This is a genomic window from Sphingobacterium sp. xlx-130 (assembly GCF_011007405.1).
In the GTDB taxonomy this organism is placed as follows: domain Bacteria; phylum Bacteroidota; class Bacteroidia; order Sphingobacteriales; family Sphingobacteriaceae; genus Sphingobacterium; species Sphingobacterium luzhongxinii.
In genome coordinates this window covers 364253-379584 of sequence record NZ_WFKN01000006.1, presented here as the reverse complement: position 1 = coordinate 379584, position 15332 = coordinate 364253, and the positions used below count along the sequence as shown (strand labels likewise).

Genomic DNA, 15332 nt, shown 5'->3' with positions numbered 1-15332 from the left:
ACACGGAATAATATGTTCTTCTATATTTTATATACGGTAAATAATAGGCTCGATTCTAGGGCAGCCTATTTTAAATTTTGTGCAGCTATGGAACAGGCTGTTATCAATAGAAATATCAAAATAATTAAAAGCGTGGAGGCGCCCAATAAACTAACACATACGGAAGTGGTATTCGGCGAGTATAGCGATGATGAAGAGGTTTTGAAGGCCTTAAAGGAGTTGGAGTACAGGTATTCGGAGAGTCCCATCTATGAGAGGTTGCATGGACTCGAAGATCATCTTTCGATAAGTTTTAGACATAGGTATTCGCAGGAGGTCGTCAGGTACGCGACCGAAGATTGATTTACAATAACTTAGTTTTCACCTTATCCGGGAAGAAGAGACGAACCAGTGTGCCTTTTGCTTCTGTACTGGACACATTAATATTACCTCCGTAGCGTTCGATAATGCGTTTTGCCAGGCACAGGCCGATACCTGTACCTTGATGTTCTGTGGTGTTGCTGGCTCTACTAAAAATGCGGAATATTTTTGTCAACTCGGATTCTGGAATACCGATTCCATTGTCTTTTATGAAGTATGCCACGCCTTTGTCCGTTTGTTCGCTATAGATATCGATTTGAGCCTGATCAACATGAGACGTATATTTGACCGCATTGCCGATAATGTTTATAAAGATCTGATAAATGGCGCCGATATTGCCATAGATAGGCAAGAGATGACCTAGTCGGACGTTGCCTTGAAAAGAAGGATGCAATATCTTGATTTCTTGGCACCATGTTGGTATTTTGGCCGTCACACAATGTACTTCCTGAACGTTTGCAATAGAACGGGCTGCACTAAGTTGTACTGTTTGGTTGATGATATTTTCGACATTGTCGATCGCCTGTGAAATTACTTCAAACCATTGCAGATTATCCGGAGCTTGCTGATCCTTTCGGCGTCTGAGGTAACCTATGCCCATTTTTGCAATGGACAAAGGATTTTTTACATCATGCGAAAGAGTATATGTTAACGTTTCTAAATCACTATTGAATGATAATTGTTCTTTTTGGATCTGGAGTTGACTATTTGTCTCGACGCGTGTAGTCACATCTGTAGCTGTATGTAGTATAGCATAGGTATCTCCCGATTCATCCAGCAGTGCCTTATATTCGAAGTCGAAATAACGGAGGTGTTTGTCCGCCCCGTCGACAATAACTGCCGGAGTATCTGTAGCACGGTAGGTGATACCACTATGCCATACTTTTTCGAGTATGCTCTCAAAACCTTCTACGCGGAAGCTAGGAAACACTTCCCCAAATCTCTTGCCCAGAATATTTTTTGGGACACACCACATAGCCAGCATTGCTTCATTAACGAATACTATACGCAAGTCTGGATTGTCATAGATAGCACAGGCCAAAGGTGAGTGTTCTAGAACCTGTAGCAAATCCAGATCATATTGTAGCATAGTACGAAGATAAAGTGATAAGATGACCATATTTTACATAAATCATGCCACAATACATAAACTTTTAATTAATATTAGTATTAAAACATATTATAAATGAGTGTTATAACGCTTTGTTTTGCTATTCAGTTCGTTGACTGCAACATAGGCTTTTCGGCTCCGGCATTCAGCTACTTTTGCTGCGGATTACCTTTAGCGCCATGGCAGTTGCCATTCCGCCTAATACATACCAAGTTACCGTTAAGCATTCGGTCAGGAATGTTTTGGTCACAGGCCTTTCGTCCAGATTTAGCTTTTTACTAAGCGATAGGGTGCCTAGCCCTACTGTCAGTCCATGCAAAGCACCCGCTAGTAGTAGATTTTTCGATTTATATTCGCCGATCATCCGGTAGGACAATGTATTTGTGACCAGGTTGAATGTTGTTGTTGTATTTTCGATCACTTGTTCTGATGGCAACGTCAGACCTACAGACCTTATGGCTTTGGTGACACCTTCTTTACCGACCTCATCTATTTTTGGGGCGTTTTTTATTGTTTTCTTTGCCAGGCCGTGTATTGCATTTAACACGATGGCTCCGATGGCTCCCGCAATTAAGTTTTGTGTATTTGCATTCATGTCGTTATAATTTTTGATACATTTTTAAAACAGTTTTTTCGAACGAAAGTTCATTGTCTATTATTAGTTTTAAACAATAAGTCGGGTCGCTTGTTAGCATTAGGTATAGTTTATAAATACCCGATAAAATATGTCCTTATTGACGGTCAACGAAAATGGCTTATATTGTAAACGAGGTGATTTTTATATCGACCCTTGGAGACCTGTAAAAACAGCATTGATCACGCATGGTCACAGTGATCATATGCGGTGGGGGATGCAGCATTATATCTGTCACCATGATACAGTACCGATTTTAAAGCTCAGGCTAGGTGGAGAACAATCGGTGCAAGGGGTAGATTATCAAGAGTGCTTCGAACTCAACGGAGTGACCGTATCTTTTCATCCGGCGGGTCATATCATAGGCTCGGCACAGATCCGATTGTTGTATGCAGATGAAGTGTGGGTGTTTACTGGCGATTACAAGCTTGAACACGATGGGGTAAGTGTACCCTTTGAACAGCTTGCTTGTGATCATTTTATTTCAGAATGTACATTTGGATTACCTATTTATCAGTTTCCCAACTCGCAAAAAGTGTACGCTGATATTAATTCATGGTGGAAATTAAATAGTGAAACTGGTTACAATACAGTGTTATATGGGTATTCACTGGGTAAAGCACAGAATATACTCGCACACCTGGATCAATCTTTGGGAGATATCTACTTGCATGGAGCAGTAGCAAATGTGAATGATGCCCTTTCGGATATCGGCTACAACTTCCCGGGGACGCGGCTGTCGTCCGCCATTGATCGGAGCAAGATGGAAGGAGCTTTAATTATAGCCCCGCCATCCGCTAATGGTAGTCCATGGACAAGGAAGTTGAAGCCCTATCGTCAAGCCATGTGTAGTGGCTGGATGCAGTTACGTGGGGCTCGAAGACGCAGATCGATGGACAAAGGTTTCCCGCTATCTGATCATTGCGACTGGAATCAACTCAATCAAGCGGTAAAAAATACCGGAGCTTCTCATATTTATCTGACGCATGGTTACGAAGCCAGTTTTGCGCGTTGGGCGACTGAACATTATGGGATGCGTTCTTCGGTATTGCAGACTCTTTATAGTGATGACATGGAGGGAGAGGAATGAATTTTGTAACCCTATTCGAACGGATCGATTCTACGACGAAAACTTCTGAAAAGGTACTGGCTATCGTTGAATATCTGCAATCCGCAGCGGAGGCTGAAAAGCTTCTTGCCGTATCGGTGCTTATGGGGTATAAGCCTAAGCGTCCTGTAAAAACCACAGATCTGAGATTATGGATTGCCGAATCGACGAGCATCCCCTTATGGTTGTTGGAAGAATCGTACTATGTCGTGGGGGATCTTGCAGAAACCTTGGCCTTGGTATTACCTCAGGATAGACATACCATAGAATTTAAATTATTTTCCATCTTGCAAGATATTATCGCTATGGATGGGTATTTACCAGCTCAGCAACGTGCTATTTTAGAAAAATACTGGTCTGGCTTGACCGGAACAAGCCTGTTTTTGTTCAATAAATTGCTCACCGGTAATTTCCGTGTGGGGGTGTCCAGAAAGTTGGTTATCAGAGCGCTGTCTAATTATCTGGCTATGGAGGAAGCTGTTGTTGAGCATCGGATGATGGGCCGTTGGGATCCTTTTCAGGAGAGTTTTACCACCTTATTCCATCAGGAAATTTTAAAAGATAAACATTTTTTGCCTTACCCGTTTTTTTTGGCTTATCCTGTAGAACTTTCATTTTTCGATAGTGCCGTTATCAGCGACTGGATCATCGAACCCAAGCTGGATGGTATCCGTGGACAGATAATCATTCGTCAGGACGAGGTTTTTATTTGGAGTCGCGGGGAAGATTTAATGACTGACAAGTTTGTTGAATTTCAGGAACTCCAGTGCATTCTGCCTAATGGTACTGTACTCGACGGTGAAATAATCCCTTGGAAGGATGGCCGACCATTGGATTTTCAGAGGATGCAGACGCGTATAGCTCGGAAGAATATTACTAAACGTAGCCTCGATGAAGTACCGTTAGTAATGGTCTGTTACGATATTTTGGAATGGAAGGGAAAGGATCTCCGTGGTAAGCCTCTTATGGAAAGACGAAAACTGTTAGCGGAAATCCTTTCTAGATATCCTGTATATAATATATTAAGACTGTCTGAGATCAAGCACTTTACTAGCTGGGACGAAGCTGCGTCTTTTCGAGCGGATGCCCGGCAGCACAACGCGGAAGGGCTGATGCTTAAACATAAAGAAAGTGTTTATGAGGTGGGCCGCAAACGGGGTAATTGGTGGAAATGGAAGACAGACCCTATGTCGGTTGATGGTGTGTTGATCTATGCCCAATCCGGGCACGGCAGAAGAGCCAATCTGTATACCGACTATACATTTGCTGTTTGGGATGAAGGTACATTGGTTCCTTTTGCAAAGGCATATTCAGGATTAACGGATAAAGAGTTGCTTCAGATCGATTATTGGATAAAGCGTAATACCATCGAAAAATTTGGACCTGTACGTCGTGTCAAACCGGAATTGGTATTCGAATTAGCGTTTGAGGGAATAAATCACAGCGCTCGACACAAGTCGGGTATTGCACTCCGATTTCCACGCATTGCGAGGTGGAGGCAGGATAAGACCGCCCAAGAGGCAAATACGAAACAGGATTTATTAACTTTGATACAGTCTTTCGATGAATCAACTCGCTGAAGTATGGTTTTTTAATCAGGGCTGGCAACCTCATGATTTTCAGAAAGAGACCTGGGCTGCTATTGCCCGAGGCAAATCTGGCCTGCTGAATGCGCCCACAGGATTTGGCAAAACCTTCGCATTATGGTTTGGTATATTGCAGCACTATTACGGAAATGATCGGTTCCTGAAAAAGAAGGCGAAATTTAAAGCTGATAAATTACATACACTATGGGTAACTCCTTTACGGGCGTTATCCAAAGAGATCCATAAGGCCACATCAGCTGTGAATGCTGATCTGGATCTGGACTACAAAGTTGAACTGCGTACCGGCGATACCTCAACTTTGAATCGTCAGAAACAGCGGAAATCTCCACCACAGGCCCTAATAACCACGCCGGAAAGCGTACATCTTATTTTGGCTTCCAAAGGTGCGGTAGACTATTTTAAACACTTAGAGTTTATTGTGGTGGACGAATGGCATGAATTGCTGGGAAGCAAACGTGGGGTACTCGTAGAATTAGCCCTGAGTCGTCTTAAGGCGATCAATCCGCACCTCAAGATATGGGGGGTGTCTGCGACCATAGGTAACCTGAAAGAAGCACAGGAAATACTGTTGGGAAAGCAACATAGGGGAGTAATGGTTCGTGCGGCTATAAAAAAGGAGATGTCGATAGAGACTGTCTTGCCCGATAGCTTGGAAAAATTTCCCTGGGCCGGTCATTTGGGTATAAAGCTTTTGGACAAAGTGGTCGATATTGTCAAGCGCTATCGTACCACCTTGATATTTACCAATACGCGCTCGCAGTCGGAGATCTGGTACCAGCAGATTATCACACACTATCCGGAGTTTGCGGGGGTGTTGGCGATCCATCATGGCTCACTGAGTGAGGATATCAGGCATTGGGTCGAACAGGCCCTGCATGAGGGGAGGTTGAAAGCGGTGGTTTGTACCAGCAGCTTGGATCTAGGCGTTGATTTTCGCCCAGTGGATTGCGTAATACAGATAGGCTCCCCTAAAGGGATAGCCCGTTTTTTGCAACGTGCCGGACGATCAGGACATCGGCCTTATGATACTTCGTATATTTACTATGTGCCTACCAATTCTTTAGAGATTATCGAAGGCGATTCTTTAAAGTATGCAGTAGCAAACCATATTGTAGAGCAGCGTATTCCTTACGTTCGCAGTTTTGATGTACTGCTACAATACCTCACTACTTTGTCTGTAGGCGACGGCTTTGATGCAGAGATGATTTATAACGAACTGAAGCTTACACACTGTTACGCGGAAATCAGTAAGGAAGAGTTTGGCCAGTGTATGGCTATGCTTATTCATGGCGGTAGGTCCTTGTCGGCCTATCCCGATTTTCATCGACTCGTATTGGATGCTGGGCTGTATAAGGTCGAAAGCCGTAAATTAGCGATGCGACACCGGTTAAGTGTGGGGGCTATTGTTTCCGATCTGATGCTACGTGTGAAGTTTATGTCAGGTAAGTATCTTGGTAGTATTGAAGAGTCCTTTATCTCCAGATTGAAGCCAGGTGATGTATTTTGGTTTTCCGGTCGTCAGTTGGAGCTTATCCACGTTCGTAATATAGAAGCAATCGTAAAGCCGAGCACCCGCAAGACCGGAGTAGTACCTTCTTGGATGGGAGGGCGTTTTTCGATATCACCGGATTTGGGGATTGCGATTCGACACAGCTTTAGCCATATTCACAAAAAATCCGGAAAGAGTTCGGAGATTAAATTTTTAACTCCCTTATTTAAGGAGCAGGAACGACGTTCGGGATTACCGCAGGAGGACGAACTTTTAGTAGAATACGTCCATACCAGATATGGCTATCATCTTTTTGTCTATCCGTTTGATGGCAAGTTGGTCCACGAAGGACTGGCTCAGGTATTGGCCTATCGTATAGGAAAGCTACAGCCTGTGACTTTTAGTATCGCTAGCAACGAATACGGCTTTGAGTTATTATCGGCCACACCATTTTCTGTCGATCTGGACTTAATGACCCAATTGCTGTCACCTAAAGAACTTCACCAAGATATTACATCGGGTATTAATGTACAAGAGATGGCCCGTAGACGTTTTAGGGACATCGCAGGAATTGCAGGTCTGGTATTTCAAGGGTACCCAGGAAAGCAGATGAAGAGCAAACATTTACAGGCAAATGCGGGGTTGTTTTTTTCGGTCTTTGCGGATTACGATCCAGATAATTTACTATTGCGCCAAGCCTATGATGAGGTCTTTGATTTTCAATTGGAAGAGGGGCGCATGCAACGTGCTTTTGAACGTATAAGTACCCACAAGATTATTTTGACCTTTCCGGATAAGTTAACCCCTTTTGCCTTTCCTATATTTTCAGAATCCTTTCGCGAGAGATATAGCAATGAAGATTGGCAAAGCCGACTGGATCGTTTAAAATTACAACTAACAGGGAGGTTAGAACAATGACAAAGCAAATAGAATGGGAAGGCATAAGTTTGGTTTTATTAGCAGAGAAAGTGTTATATATTCCAGCATATCATACCGTGGTACTTTCGGACTGGCATCTGGGTAAATTGGGACATTTTAGGCAGGAAGGCTTTTTTGTGCCGCCGATGCAATTGCAGGAGGAGTTTGATCGCCTCACACGTATACTGCAGCGTCTTCAAGTGCAGCAGGTAGTATTTTTGGGAGACCTCTTTCATTCGACCTGGAACAGAGAGTGGGATGAATTCCTGATGTATTTACAACAGTTTAAGGAGATGGCATTTATTCTTACCAAAGGTAACCACGATATTCTTTCAGAAGCCGTATTGCACCAGGCCCCCCTTCAAGTAGTGGACTATTTAGCGCTTGGAGATCGCATTATTTTATCGCACGAACCTTGGCCCGATATACCTGCCCATATCTTGAATATAGTGGGGCATCTCCATCCGGGTATACAGATTCAGGGCCGTGGCAGGCAGGTATTTCGTCTACCTTGTTTTGTTCTACAGGATAATGTTTTTATACTTCCGGCTTTTGGTCGCTGGACAGGACTACAAATTCAAAAGGATAGGGGGGCTAGCCGACTATTTGCTATCGTCGGCAACGGGGTTATAGCGATGTTTTGAACTTTTATTGATACTGTGTGCATGCAACAAAAATGATTGATATGGCACTTTTAGAAGTAAAAAGAAAAAAGGCTTTGTCTTGGTGATAGGGTTATTGTTAATACTGGTCGTACGGGTTTTATTAATTATGTGGATAAGGGTAGATAATACTCATTCTCCTAATGATAAAATGGCTAGAGACACCTACTCGGAAAGCCTTTTATAACCGAACTGTTTGTCGTCAAGATGCATTTTTATTCCACTGTACGTGTATTGGGCTGCGTGAAGGGTCTGATTCGTTTCGTTCTGAACCTGTGCATGTTCTATTGTGGAGCTCGGACGATTGATTCTGCTAAAGTAGGCCAAATTTTGCCAAGGAAGAATTTTCCGGAACCGCGGTTTAGCAATGCAATGTGTTTTTTACTTATTAGGGAAGTTTATTGTGACTGTAGTTCCTTGATTCAGAGCGCTCTCGATCGTTAGCGAGCCACCTAACATTTTTACCAATTGATGTACCAATGTTAGCCCTATACCAGCACCGGGATACGTCAATGCATTTTTACCTTTGTAAAAGGCATTTTTTATCATATTTAATTCCCCTGATGGTATACCTATGCCATTATCTGTAACTTGGTATATGATTACGCCTTCCTGCTGGTAGCTCGAGATTGTAATATGAGGATCTTTCACTTTGCTAAATTTGACGGAGTTGTCTATAATATGGAAAAAAATCTGTATTAACGTCGCTTTTTCGCCGTAGACAGGAATCAGTTCAGCTATTTCTAACGTACAGTGGAAATTATTATTAAGACTTTTACTGTCTTCGAACAATTTTTGCAGGAGAGGATGTATTGCGACCTGTTCTTTTATAATGGTAATATGTTTGGATCGCATAAAGGCGACGGTTTTATTAATTAGACTTTCCATGTTGTCCAAACCCGCCTTTATATTTAATATACAGGCAATTTGAGTCTCTTTAGACATGTCGGGCTTTCTTTGCAATAATTGAGCACTCAATTTAGCTACTGATAATGGATTTCTAAGATCATGAGAAAGGGTGTAAGTGATCATTTCCAATTCATTATTCGCTGTGATTAACATCTGTTTTGTCCTTGCTTCTTCTTTAGCTCTGATAATCACAGCCTTGGTTATCATCTTATCAAGGCTGCGGATAAAAGAGAGATCTTCGTCGTCCCAAAAGGGAGCAGTATCTATGATCTCGGTTTCTTTCAGCTGGAAGTCCCATTTACTTTTTACTTGTTTATCCTCATCCACGGGGTCGCATATTTCCATCAGCGATGTTTTGCTTTCATTCCTAAACCATAGTATAGAATGATCTTTCTCATCGGCAACCTGTAAGGCCGCAACTCCCGCGATGGGGAGTGGTGCACTAAAAAGATGCTTTCGTTTGAGCCTGAAATTATTATCTTTAAAAATTTTTTTTCCGAACTGCTTTATTAAATCAATGGTTTGATTGATTTGTACGTTGGAGGGGGTGCTTCCATACGTATGGATCACACCATGATGATAAATAGCTGCGCCATCTGCTTTTGCTAGTTTTGATATATTCTCGATATGCTGCACTAAACAATAATTAAGCGATCGGCCATCCGTAATATTGTCGTCAAATACCTTTTTTGTTTCTTTAATAATCTTGTCAAATTCAATTCCTTTCTTCTGCAAAATTTCATCGTGACGTACTGAGGCATTTTGTACTAAGAGCTGGCAAAGCATCCTTTTTTGGTAGTCGATTTGCTTTGAATTTCGGTTCAGGCATACGACGATTCCCCACAGACATTTATTTATTATTATGGGAATTGTGAAGGTAGATTTTGCAGAGGTTACACTCGAAAACTTAGGCTGTTGGGGTAAAGGCAAGTATTCAATGGGTATAGCCTGTACAGCTTCCTTACAAAAGATACGTTGTTGACGTCTTTCAATGTCGGGTATATACATCAACTCATTCTTTAAAAAGAAGTCATACATTGCAGGCGAGATAAAGCTTTTTGAAAACAATTTGTCTATGTATGCAAACTCTTTATCTGTTGTTGCTATTACGCGGCTCGTCCGGTCTTCAAAGATCTGCCCTACTATGACATTGTCTGACTCTGTTATCCGCTGTATATTTTCTAGGAGTTCACACCATATGGAGGACTGTGTTTCAGTGTCAATTGGTGTGAAATCATTCATTTCGGAAGAAAATATAATTTCCGATACTTTCTCTTCTATCCAAATGAAAAGCTGCTCGGCTGTTTTATGAACCTGTAGGTAGTAAGCACGTATATCGTCTTTTATAACAAAAGTTCTTCCACTGTCACTGATTTTTGATGGGTCACTTAATAAAGCGGAAAGCTCATGTAAAGATGAAAAACGACTCTTTAAAAAAACTTCGAGTTCACTCCCGATGATACAATCAATGTCTCTTCGGTTGCACGACAGGTTTTCGCTAACAGCTACTATTTTTTTCTGAAGATCTGTTATGATAAACTGCCCATGCGCTTTCACCGCCAATGGATGTAGGGAATTAGAACTCACTGAGTTTTTTTCAGTCATTTGATAGGGGTGTAGTTTGAATGTAAGGTATACCTATTTTATTGCAATACCAAATAGATCTTTCTTGTCTTTTTTTTGTAGGGGGCTAAATCAACCTTCCTTATCTAAGGCTTAAGTAGATTAGAAATGGTGAGCCTTATTTCGTGTTTAATGGTTTGCGTCTAAGGAGTTGCCATCTTCTTTGAGCGTGTGTAGGCTAGTGTCATCTTGATCTCCTTCACAAGGCGGCGCTATATCCTCATCGTCTATTTCTTTTTTACCTGCATCATTTTCTGGGGGCACAGCTAGCTCTTCCTTGAGTGGGTCAGCGTCGACAAGATCCGAATCACGTAGACTTTTAGATGGATTATTCCGATATACATCGTTTGTGCCGCCTATATCCAGGTATTGATTATCGCCATCATATTTGTCGTCCTCCTTCCCAAAGGGATAATCGTCATCGGGCGTTACTGGTATTACACTAAATACGATAAGTCCCTGGTTGTATCTAGTGATTTTCGTATCTATATTTCTCATTGTTCCTCCTATTTAATCATGCTGATATTTCTACTAACGGCCAAGAGGGATTAAGCTTGTGTTTTTTAGATGGAAATTGTTTTAAACGTTTTCGGATTATCGCTGTTCTAACAGCGAGCAATCTATCTGTAGCTGATCTGATTACATCGTACAGGCTGCTATTGTTGTTCGTGTTATCCATAGCTGGATTAATAGTATGTGGTGTTTCTATAGCGAAACACCACTTTTTTAATCCTCGTGATTATCGACCTTGTTCGGGTTGGGAGGGAGTGGATTGGTATCTTTCTCTGGACGTTTGGCCGTATTACTTTCAACTGCTGTTTTAGGCTTACGATCTCGGTACTCTTTTTCATTTTCTTCTGGGGTTGTTGTTGATTTTTGCTTTTTCATGTTTTAATCGATTTAATGTATATTTAACGCATATGGCCTAGACCTTCGATTAAGGCTTTCCACAGGGGGAACGAAGCGCCCATCTTTGCGCCTAGACCTACCATAAAATTTCTGAAATTGTCCATCAACAAGCTATTGTCCGTATTGATCACTTCATTGCGACCGGCATAACGAAAAAAAACATGCTTGTCTTTTTGTTCCATCTGAATGGACGAGGTGGCTAAACGCTTGAAAAAATGTGCTGTGTCGTTATTCTCACCTGTAGGATCTGCACTTGGCCTTAACGTGATGCAGATATGCCGACCTTCATTAATAGATTCTTCATTGATAGACTCTACGCGTACCCAGTCATACCCATTGGCCGATGGGAGGCCCGGTCCTGGTATATCTATCTGTATATAATCGCCCTGTTGTACAAGGCGGTCCAGTTCCAGTCCTTGTTCATCTTTTATTTTAAATACGGTCGATGGGGTTCCTGAGATATCATCCCAATGATTGACATCCAACAGTTTGATCTTGGCTTTTTCAAAAAGCTGTTCCGCTTCGTTGGTACTGGAAAAATCTAAGCTTTTAAAGTAATCGAAAGACCTACCTTCGATATGTTCTGGAATTTGCTCTGCCATAATTGTATTGATTTTGGGTACTTAGGAGTTTAACAGTTCGGTATGTATCTGGTTGTGGTACAAAATACCCGATTTTGGATATAAAGTACGCTTTGCGCTCGGGGTAAATACGCTTCCGCGGGTCGTCACGCCCTGTTTTTAAAAACCTTCGGGACAGTCGATTGTTCTGCTGTTATGAAATATGGAAATGGCGAAGCTTACGACATACATCAAGAAAAGGGATTTTGGTATTACGGATGAACCGAAAGGAGCTTCTTCACGCTCAAAAAATAGAAGTGCGCGTAAACTGCGATTTGTGGTACAGCGGCATCATGCGTCGCGGCTACATTATGATTTTAGACTTGAGTTGGATGGTGTGTTAAAGAGCTGGGCGATACCTAAAGGACCTTCCTTATATCCCAAAGACAAACGATTGGCCATGCAGGTCGAAGACCATCCGGTAGATTACGCTACGTTTGAAGGGAGTATACCCAAAGGTAATTACGGGGCGGGGACGGTCCACATTTTTGATTCGGGCTATTACGAGTTTTCAGAAGCAAAGGATGAAGCCGAATTTTTGAGGAATTGGCGCAGAGGAGCTTTGAAGTTTAAACTGTTTGGCCATATTCTGCGTGGTGAATTTGCATTGGTACAGATGAAAGGAGATGGCAAGGCTTGGCTATTGATCAAACATCAGGATAAGTACTCGACGGATACGCCATATAATAGTGAAGACCGCGTAGCGGAGCGTATTAAAGAGGCAGGTGTCGTTTTTAAGGAACAGCCACCACCTAAGCCTATGCTTACCAAGGTGGTCGATCTGCTCCCCAAAGAAGGAGATTGGCTGTATGAAAAGAAGTATGACGGCTTTCGGATACTGGCAGTACGATCTGCAAAGGGGGTGCAGCTTTATTCGCGCAGTAGAAAAAGCATGAATCATTTATTTCCATCGATTGTCGGAGAGCTATTAGCACTGGATAGGGAAGTGAGTCTTGATGGTGAAGTCGTGATCGAAGACAAGCAGGGCCGTCCATATTTTCAACTCATCGCTAGGGGTGAGCCCATCCCAGGCGCCTTGCAGCTCCGTTATTATGTATTTGACATCCTGCACTTGGAAAATGAGATACTTACCAATTACAGCTTGGTGCAACGTAAAGATTTGCTAAGACTATTGCTAAAACGTCTGAAACGTAGTAAGCTGATCAAGCTAGCGGAGGAATTACACGGCGACGTAGCAACCTTAAGGCAAAAGGCAGAGCAGCACAATTGGGAGGGTATCATTGCTAAAGAAAAGGAAAGTCGCTATTTCGAAGGAGTACGTAGTAAACAGTGGCTAAAGTATAAATTGAAATGTAGCCAAGAGGCTATCATCTGTGGCTACACTACACCACAACGGAGCAGATCGTATTTTGGTGCACTGGTCTTGGGAATGTATGAGAAGGGATTATTGACGTATATCGGTAATTGCGGGACGGGATTTGACGAAGTATCCCTGAAGACGATCTATAAGCGTATGGAAAGTATAGCAAATGATAGAAAACCCTTCCCACAAGGAGTAAAGGTGGCTAAGGAAAAGGAGGTGACTTGGTTGGTCCCTAAGCTTATCTGTGAGGTGTATTATTCCGAATGGACATTGGATAGGCGTTTACGGCATCCTGTGTTTAAGATGTTACGTACAGATAAGGAGGCTTTAGAAATCGAATCAGAAGAATTACATATGGAAATTAAAGACGAGAGTATTACTATTGGAAGCAAGACGGTACAACTTACCAATCTAGATAAAGTGTATTGGCCACAGGACAATTATATTAAGGGGCAGATGATCGCTTACTACGAGGAGATGGCAGATCATATTTTGCCTTATCTGAAGGATAAACCGATCTCATTACATCGCTTTCCTAACGGCATTGATGCCGAGAGTTTTTTTCAGAAAGACGTCGACCCCGATAAAATTCCGGATTGGGTAAAAACAGTGCCTATCCATGCGGAAAGTACAGGTAAGGAGATTGATTATATTATATGCAATGATAAAGCCACCTTATTGTATATAGCCAATCTAGGCTCCATCGAGATAAACCCATGGCTAGCTACTTACAAGAAACCAGAAAATCCAGATTTCGCAGTACTGGATTTAGATCCTAACGGAGCCGATTTTGAGGAGGTAATCCGCGTGGCGCTGCTCGCTAAGGAATTTCTAGATAAAATGGGGGCGCCTTCTTTTGTCAAAACATCGGGTTCTACCGGATTACACATTTATCTCAATGTTGCTAAAAAATATGACTACGATATCGTACGCGATTTTGTTCAGCTATTGGCCGAAACCTTGCATGAGCGGTGCCGGGAGACCACAAGCGTAGTGCGCGATCCTAAAAAGCGTAAGGGAATGATCTATCTAGATTTTTTGCAGAACAGAAGAGGACAGACTATGGCTGCTCCCTATTCTTTAAGACCCAAGCCTGGGGCTACTGTGAGTGCACCACTGAATTGGGATGAGGTTCGTCCCGGACTTGATACCAAAAGCTTTACGATAAAGAGTATGTTAAAGCGGGTGAAAGAAGTTAAGAACCCATGGGCAGAAATCTGGAGTAAACCTGTCGATATTAAAAAATCGTTGAAGCGATTAGGCTAGACTGGCCTTCAGTTTCTCCAATAGGTCTGTAGACTTGGTGTGTTCGACGTGGATTTTACGTATAGATGTATGCTTACCCTTGGCCTTCTGCTTGATAATTTTTAGAAGATCGGCTGTATATTCATTTTTATAAGACGAGATATCGAAGGTTTGTGCATGTTGATTTATCAATTGTAAAGCCATGTCTATTTCTTTCTTTTTCATTTTTGTATTACTAGGGATTTTTAGTTCGTCAGGACTACGTATCTCTTCTTCAAAGCGCAATTTGTTCAAGAGCAATAGATTGCTGTAAGGCTTGATCAAGGCGAGAATCTCGGCACTACGCATCACAAAAGATCCCAAACCCGCTGTCTTGCTTTTCTCGAGCGCTTTAAGGAGCAGCTGATACGCCTTTTCGCCCCCTTTGGCGGGTTCTAAGTAATAGGGAGTTTCAAAATATATGCTGTCTATTTCTTCTATTTTGACAAAGGAGTGTAAGTTTATCATTTTATTCTTCTCTGGGCTCGCCTCTTCAAAGTCGGCGTCTTCCAACACAATATACTTGTCTTTTTTTAGCAGGTATCCTTTGACGATATTGTCCCAACTCACTTCTTTGCCCGTATTCTTATTGACACGTTTGTACTTTATATTGGATTGGTCCATGCGGTCTAGCATATCTAGATCTAGGCTACTGCTCTGTGTAGCGCTATAGATCTTTATAGGGATATTGACCAAACCAAAGCCGATCGCTCCTGTCCATATTGCTCTCATGATGATTGTCCTTTTAAATAGTATCTGATTAAACAAGTAAAA

The 15332-nt window shown here is 42.1% G+C and carries 13 protein-coding genes; 6 read left to right on the top strand and 7 right to left on the bottom strand.

From position 1 onward, the window contains the following. Positions 1-87: 87 nt before the first annotated feature. A complete protein-coding gene (locus G7B18_RS13120) occupies positions 88-342 on the top strand; it encodes a hypothetical protein (RefSeq protein ID WP_164112315.1) in 255 nt (84 codons plus the stop codon). Between the two features lies 1 nt (position 343). On the opposite strand, the gene G7B18_RS13115 is transcribed toward G7B18_RS13120, so the two are convergent. Both G7B18_RS13115 and G7B18_RS13110 read right to left on the bottom strand, forming a co-directional pair. Further along, positions 344-1480, bottom strand: coding sequence for a sensor histidine kinase (locus G7B18_RS13115; protein WP_164122956.1), 1137 nt, complete (start codon positions 1478-1480; stop codon positions 344-346). 136 nt (positions 1481-1616) lie between these two features. After that, positions 1617-2066: a hypothetical protein gene (locus tag G7B18_RS13110; protein ID WP_164112313.1), complete on the bottom strand. Its 450-nt coding sequence runs from the start codon at positions 2064-2066 to the stop codon at positions 1617-1619. A gap of 130 nt (positions 2067-2196) precedes the next feature. Here G7B18_RS13110 and G7B18_RS13105 point away from each other — a divergent pair, with 130 nt between their 5' ends. Genes G7B18_RS13105 through pdeM form a run of 4 tightly spaced genes read left to right on the top strand, consistent with a single transcriptional unit; the run spans position 2197 to position 7871 of the window. Beyond that, positions 2197-3195, top strand: coding sequence for a ligase-associated DNA damage response exonuclease (locus G7B18_RS13105; protein WP_164122954.1), 999 nt, complete (start codon positions 2197-2199; stop codon positions 3193-3195). Beyond that, a complete protein-coding gene (locus tag G7B18_RS13100; protein ID WP_164122951.1) occupies positions 3192-4793 on the top strand; it encodes an ATP-dependent DNA ligase in 1602 nt (533 codons plus the stop codon). The genes G7B18_RS13105 and G7B18_RS13100 overlap by 4 nt, the downstream gene beginning before the upstream one ends. Next, the gene (locus tag G7B18_RS13095; protein WP_164122949.1) at positions 4777-7227 is read left to right on the top strand and encodes a ligase-associated DNA damage response DEXH box helicase; all 2451 of its coding nucleotides are present in this window, start codon (positions 4777-4779) and stop codon (positions 7225-7227) included. The genes G7B18_RS13100 and G7B18_RS13095 overlap by 17 nt, the downstream gene beginning before the upstream one ends. Further along, positions 7224-7871, top strand: coding sequence for a ligase-associated DNA damage response endonuclease PdeM (gene pdeM, locus G7B18_RS13090; RefSeq protein ID WP_164122947.1), 648 nt, complete (start codon positions 7224-7226; stop codon positions 7869-7871). Before G7B18_RS13095 ends, pdeM begins: the two co-directional genes overlap by 4 nt. A 399-nt stretch (positions 7872-8270) precedes the next feature. Here pdeM and G7B18_RS13085 read toward each other — a convergent pair whose 3' ends face one another. From G7B18_RS13085 to G7B18_RS13070, 4 genes are all read right to left on the bottom strand, one after another. Next, positions 8271-10403: an ATP-binding protein gene (locus G7B18_RS13085; protein WP_164122946.1), complete on the bottom strand. Its 2133-nt coding sequence runs from the start codon at positions 10401-10403 to the stop codon at positions 8271-8273. Positions 10404-10550: 147 nt separating this feature from the next. After that, complete coding sequence (locus tag G7B18_RS13080; protein WP_164122944.1) at positions 10551-10919, bottom strand: hypothetical protein; 369 nt, start codon at positions 10917-10919, stop codon at positions 10551-10553. Positions 10920-11147: 228 nt separating this feature from the next. Next, positions 11148-11309 carry a hypothetical protein gene (locus tag G7B18_RS13075; protein WP_164122941.1) on the bottom strand — a complete coding sequence of 54 codons (162 nt, stop codon included), beginning with the start codon at positions 11307-11309 and terminating at the stop codon, positions 11148-11150. Between the two features lie 23 nt (positions 11310-11332). Continuing rightward, positions 11333-11932 (bottom strand): hypothetical protein, encoded by a 600-nt coding sequence (locus G7B18_RS13070; RefSeq protein WP_164122940.1) that lies wholly within the window; start codon positions 11930-11932, stop codon positions 11333-11335. A gap of 187 nt (positions 11933-12119) precedes the next feature. Here G7B18_RS13070 and ligD point away from each other — a divergent pair, with 187 nt between their 5' ends. Next, entirely contained in the window at positions 12120-14540 is a 2421-nt protein-coding gene (gene ligD / locus G7B18_RS13065) for a DNA ligase D (RefSeq protein ID WP_164123170.1), read from the top strand. Here the strand turns inward: ligD and G7B18_RS13060 are convergent. Then, positions 14532-15290: a Ku protein gene (locus G7B18_RS13060; RefSeq protein WP_164122938.1), complete on the bottom strand. Its 759-nt coding sequence runs from the start codon at positions 15288-15290 to the stop codon at positions 14532-14534. The genes ligD and G7B18_RS13060 overlap by 9 nt on opposite strands. Between the last annotated feature and the right edge of the window lie 42 nt (positions 15291-15332).

What these genes read in the sequence shown, in the direction of transcription:
- G7B18_RS13120 (WP_164112315.1), top strand. Translation starts at nt 88, where the DNA reads ATGGAACAGGCTGTTATCAATAGAAATATCAAAATAATTAAAAGCGTG.
- G7B18_RS13060 (WP_164122938.1), bottom strand. Translation starts at nt 15,290, where the DNA reads ATGAGAGCAATATGGACAGGAGCGATCGGCTTTGGTTTGGTCAATATC.
- G7B18_RS13105 (WP_164122954.1), top strand. Translation starts at nt 2,197, where the DNA reads ATGTCCTTATTGACGGTCAACGAAAATGGCTTATATTGTAAACGAGGT.
- ligD (WP_164123170.1), top strand. Translation starts at nt 12,120, where the DNA reads ATGGCGAAGCTTACGACATACATCAAGAAAAGGGATTTTGGTATTACG.
- G7B18_RS13115 (WP_164122956.1), bottom strand. Translation starts at nt 1,480, where the DNA reads ATGGTCATCTTATCACTTTATCTTCGTACTATGCTACAATATGATCTG.
- G7B18_RS13095 (WP_164122949.1), top strand. Translation starts at nt 4,777, where the DNA reads ATGAATCAACTCGCTGAAGTATGGTTTTTTAATCAGGGCTGGCAACCT.
- G7B18_RS13110 (WP_164112313.1), bottom strand. Translation starts at nt 2,066, where the DNA reads ATGAATGCAAATACACAAAACTTAATTGCGGGAGCCATCGGAGCCATC.
- G7B18_RS13085 (WP_164122946.1), bottom strand. Translation starts at nt 10,403, where the DNA reads ATGACTGAAAAAAACTCAGTGAGTTCTAATTCCCTACATCCATTGGCG.
- G7B18_RS13075 (WP_164122941.1), bottom strand. Translation starts at nt 11,309, where the DNA reads ATGAAAAAGCAAAAATCAACAACAACCCCAGAAGAAAATGAAAAAGAG.
- G7B18_RS13100 (WP_164122951.1), top strand. Translation starts at nt 3,192, where the DNA reads ATGAATTTTGTAACCCTATTCGAACGGATCGATTCTACGACGAAAACT.
- pdeM (WP_164122947.1), top strand. Translation starts at nt 7,224, where the DNA reads ATGACAAAGCAAATAGAATGGGAAGGCATAAGTTTGGTTTTATTAGCA.
- G7B18_RS13080 (WP_164122944.1), bottom strand. Translation starts at nt 10,919, where the DNA reads ATGAGAAATATAGATACGAAAATCACTAGATACAACCAGGGACTTATC.
- G7B18_RS13070 (WP_164122940.1), bottom strand. Translation starts at nt 11,932, where the DNA reads ATGGCAGAGCAAATTCCAGAACATATCGAAGGTAGGTCTTTCGATTAC.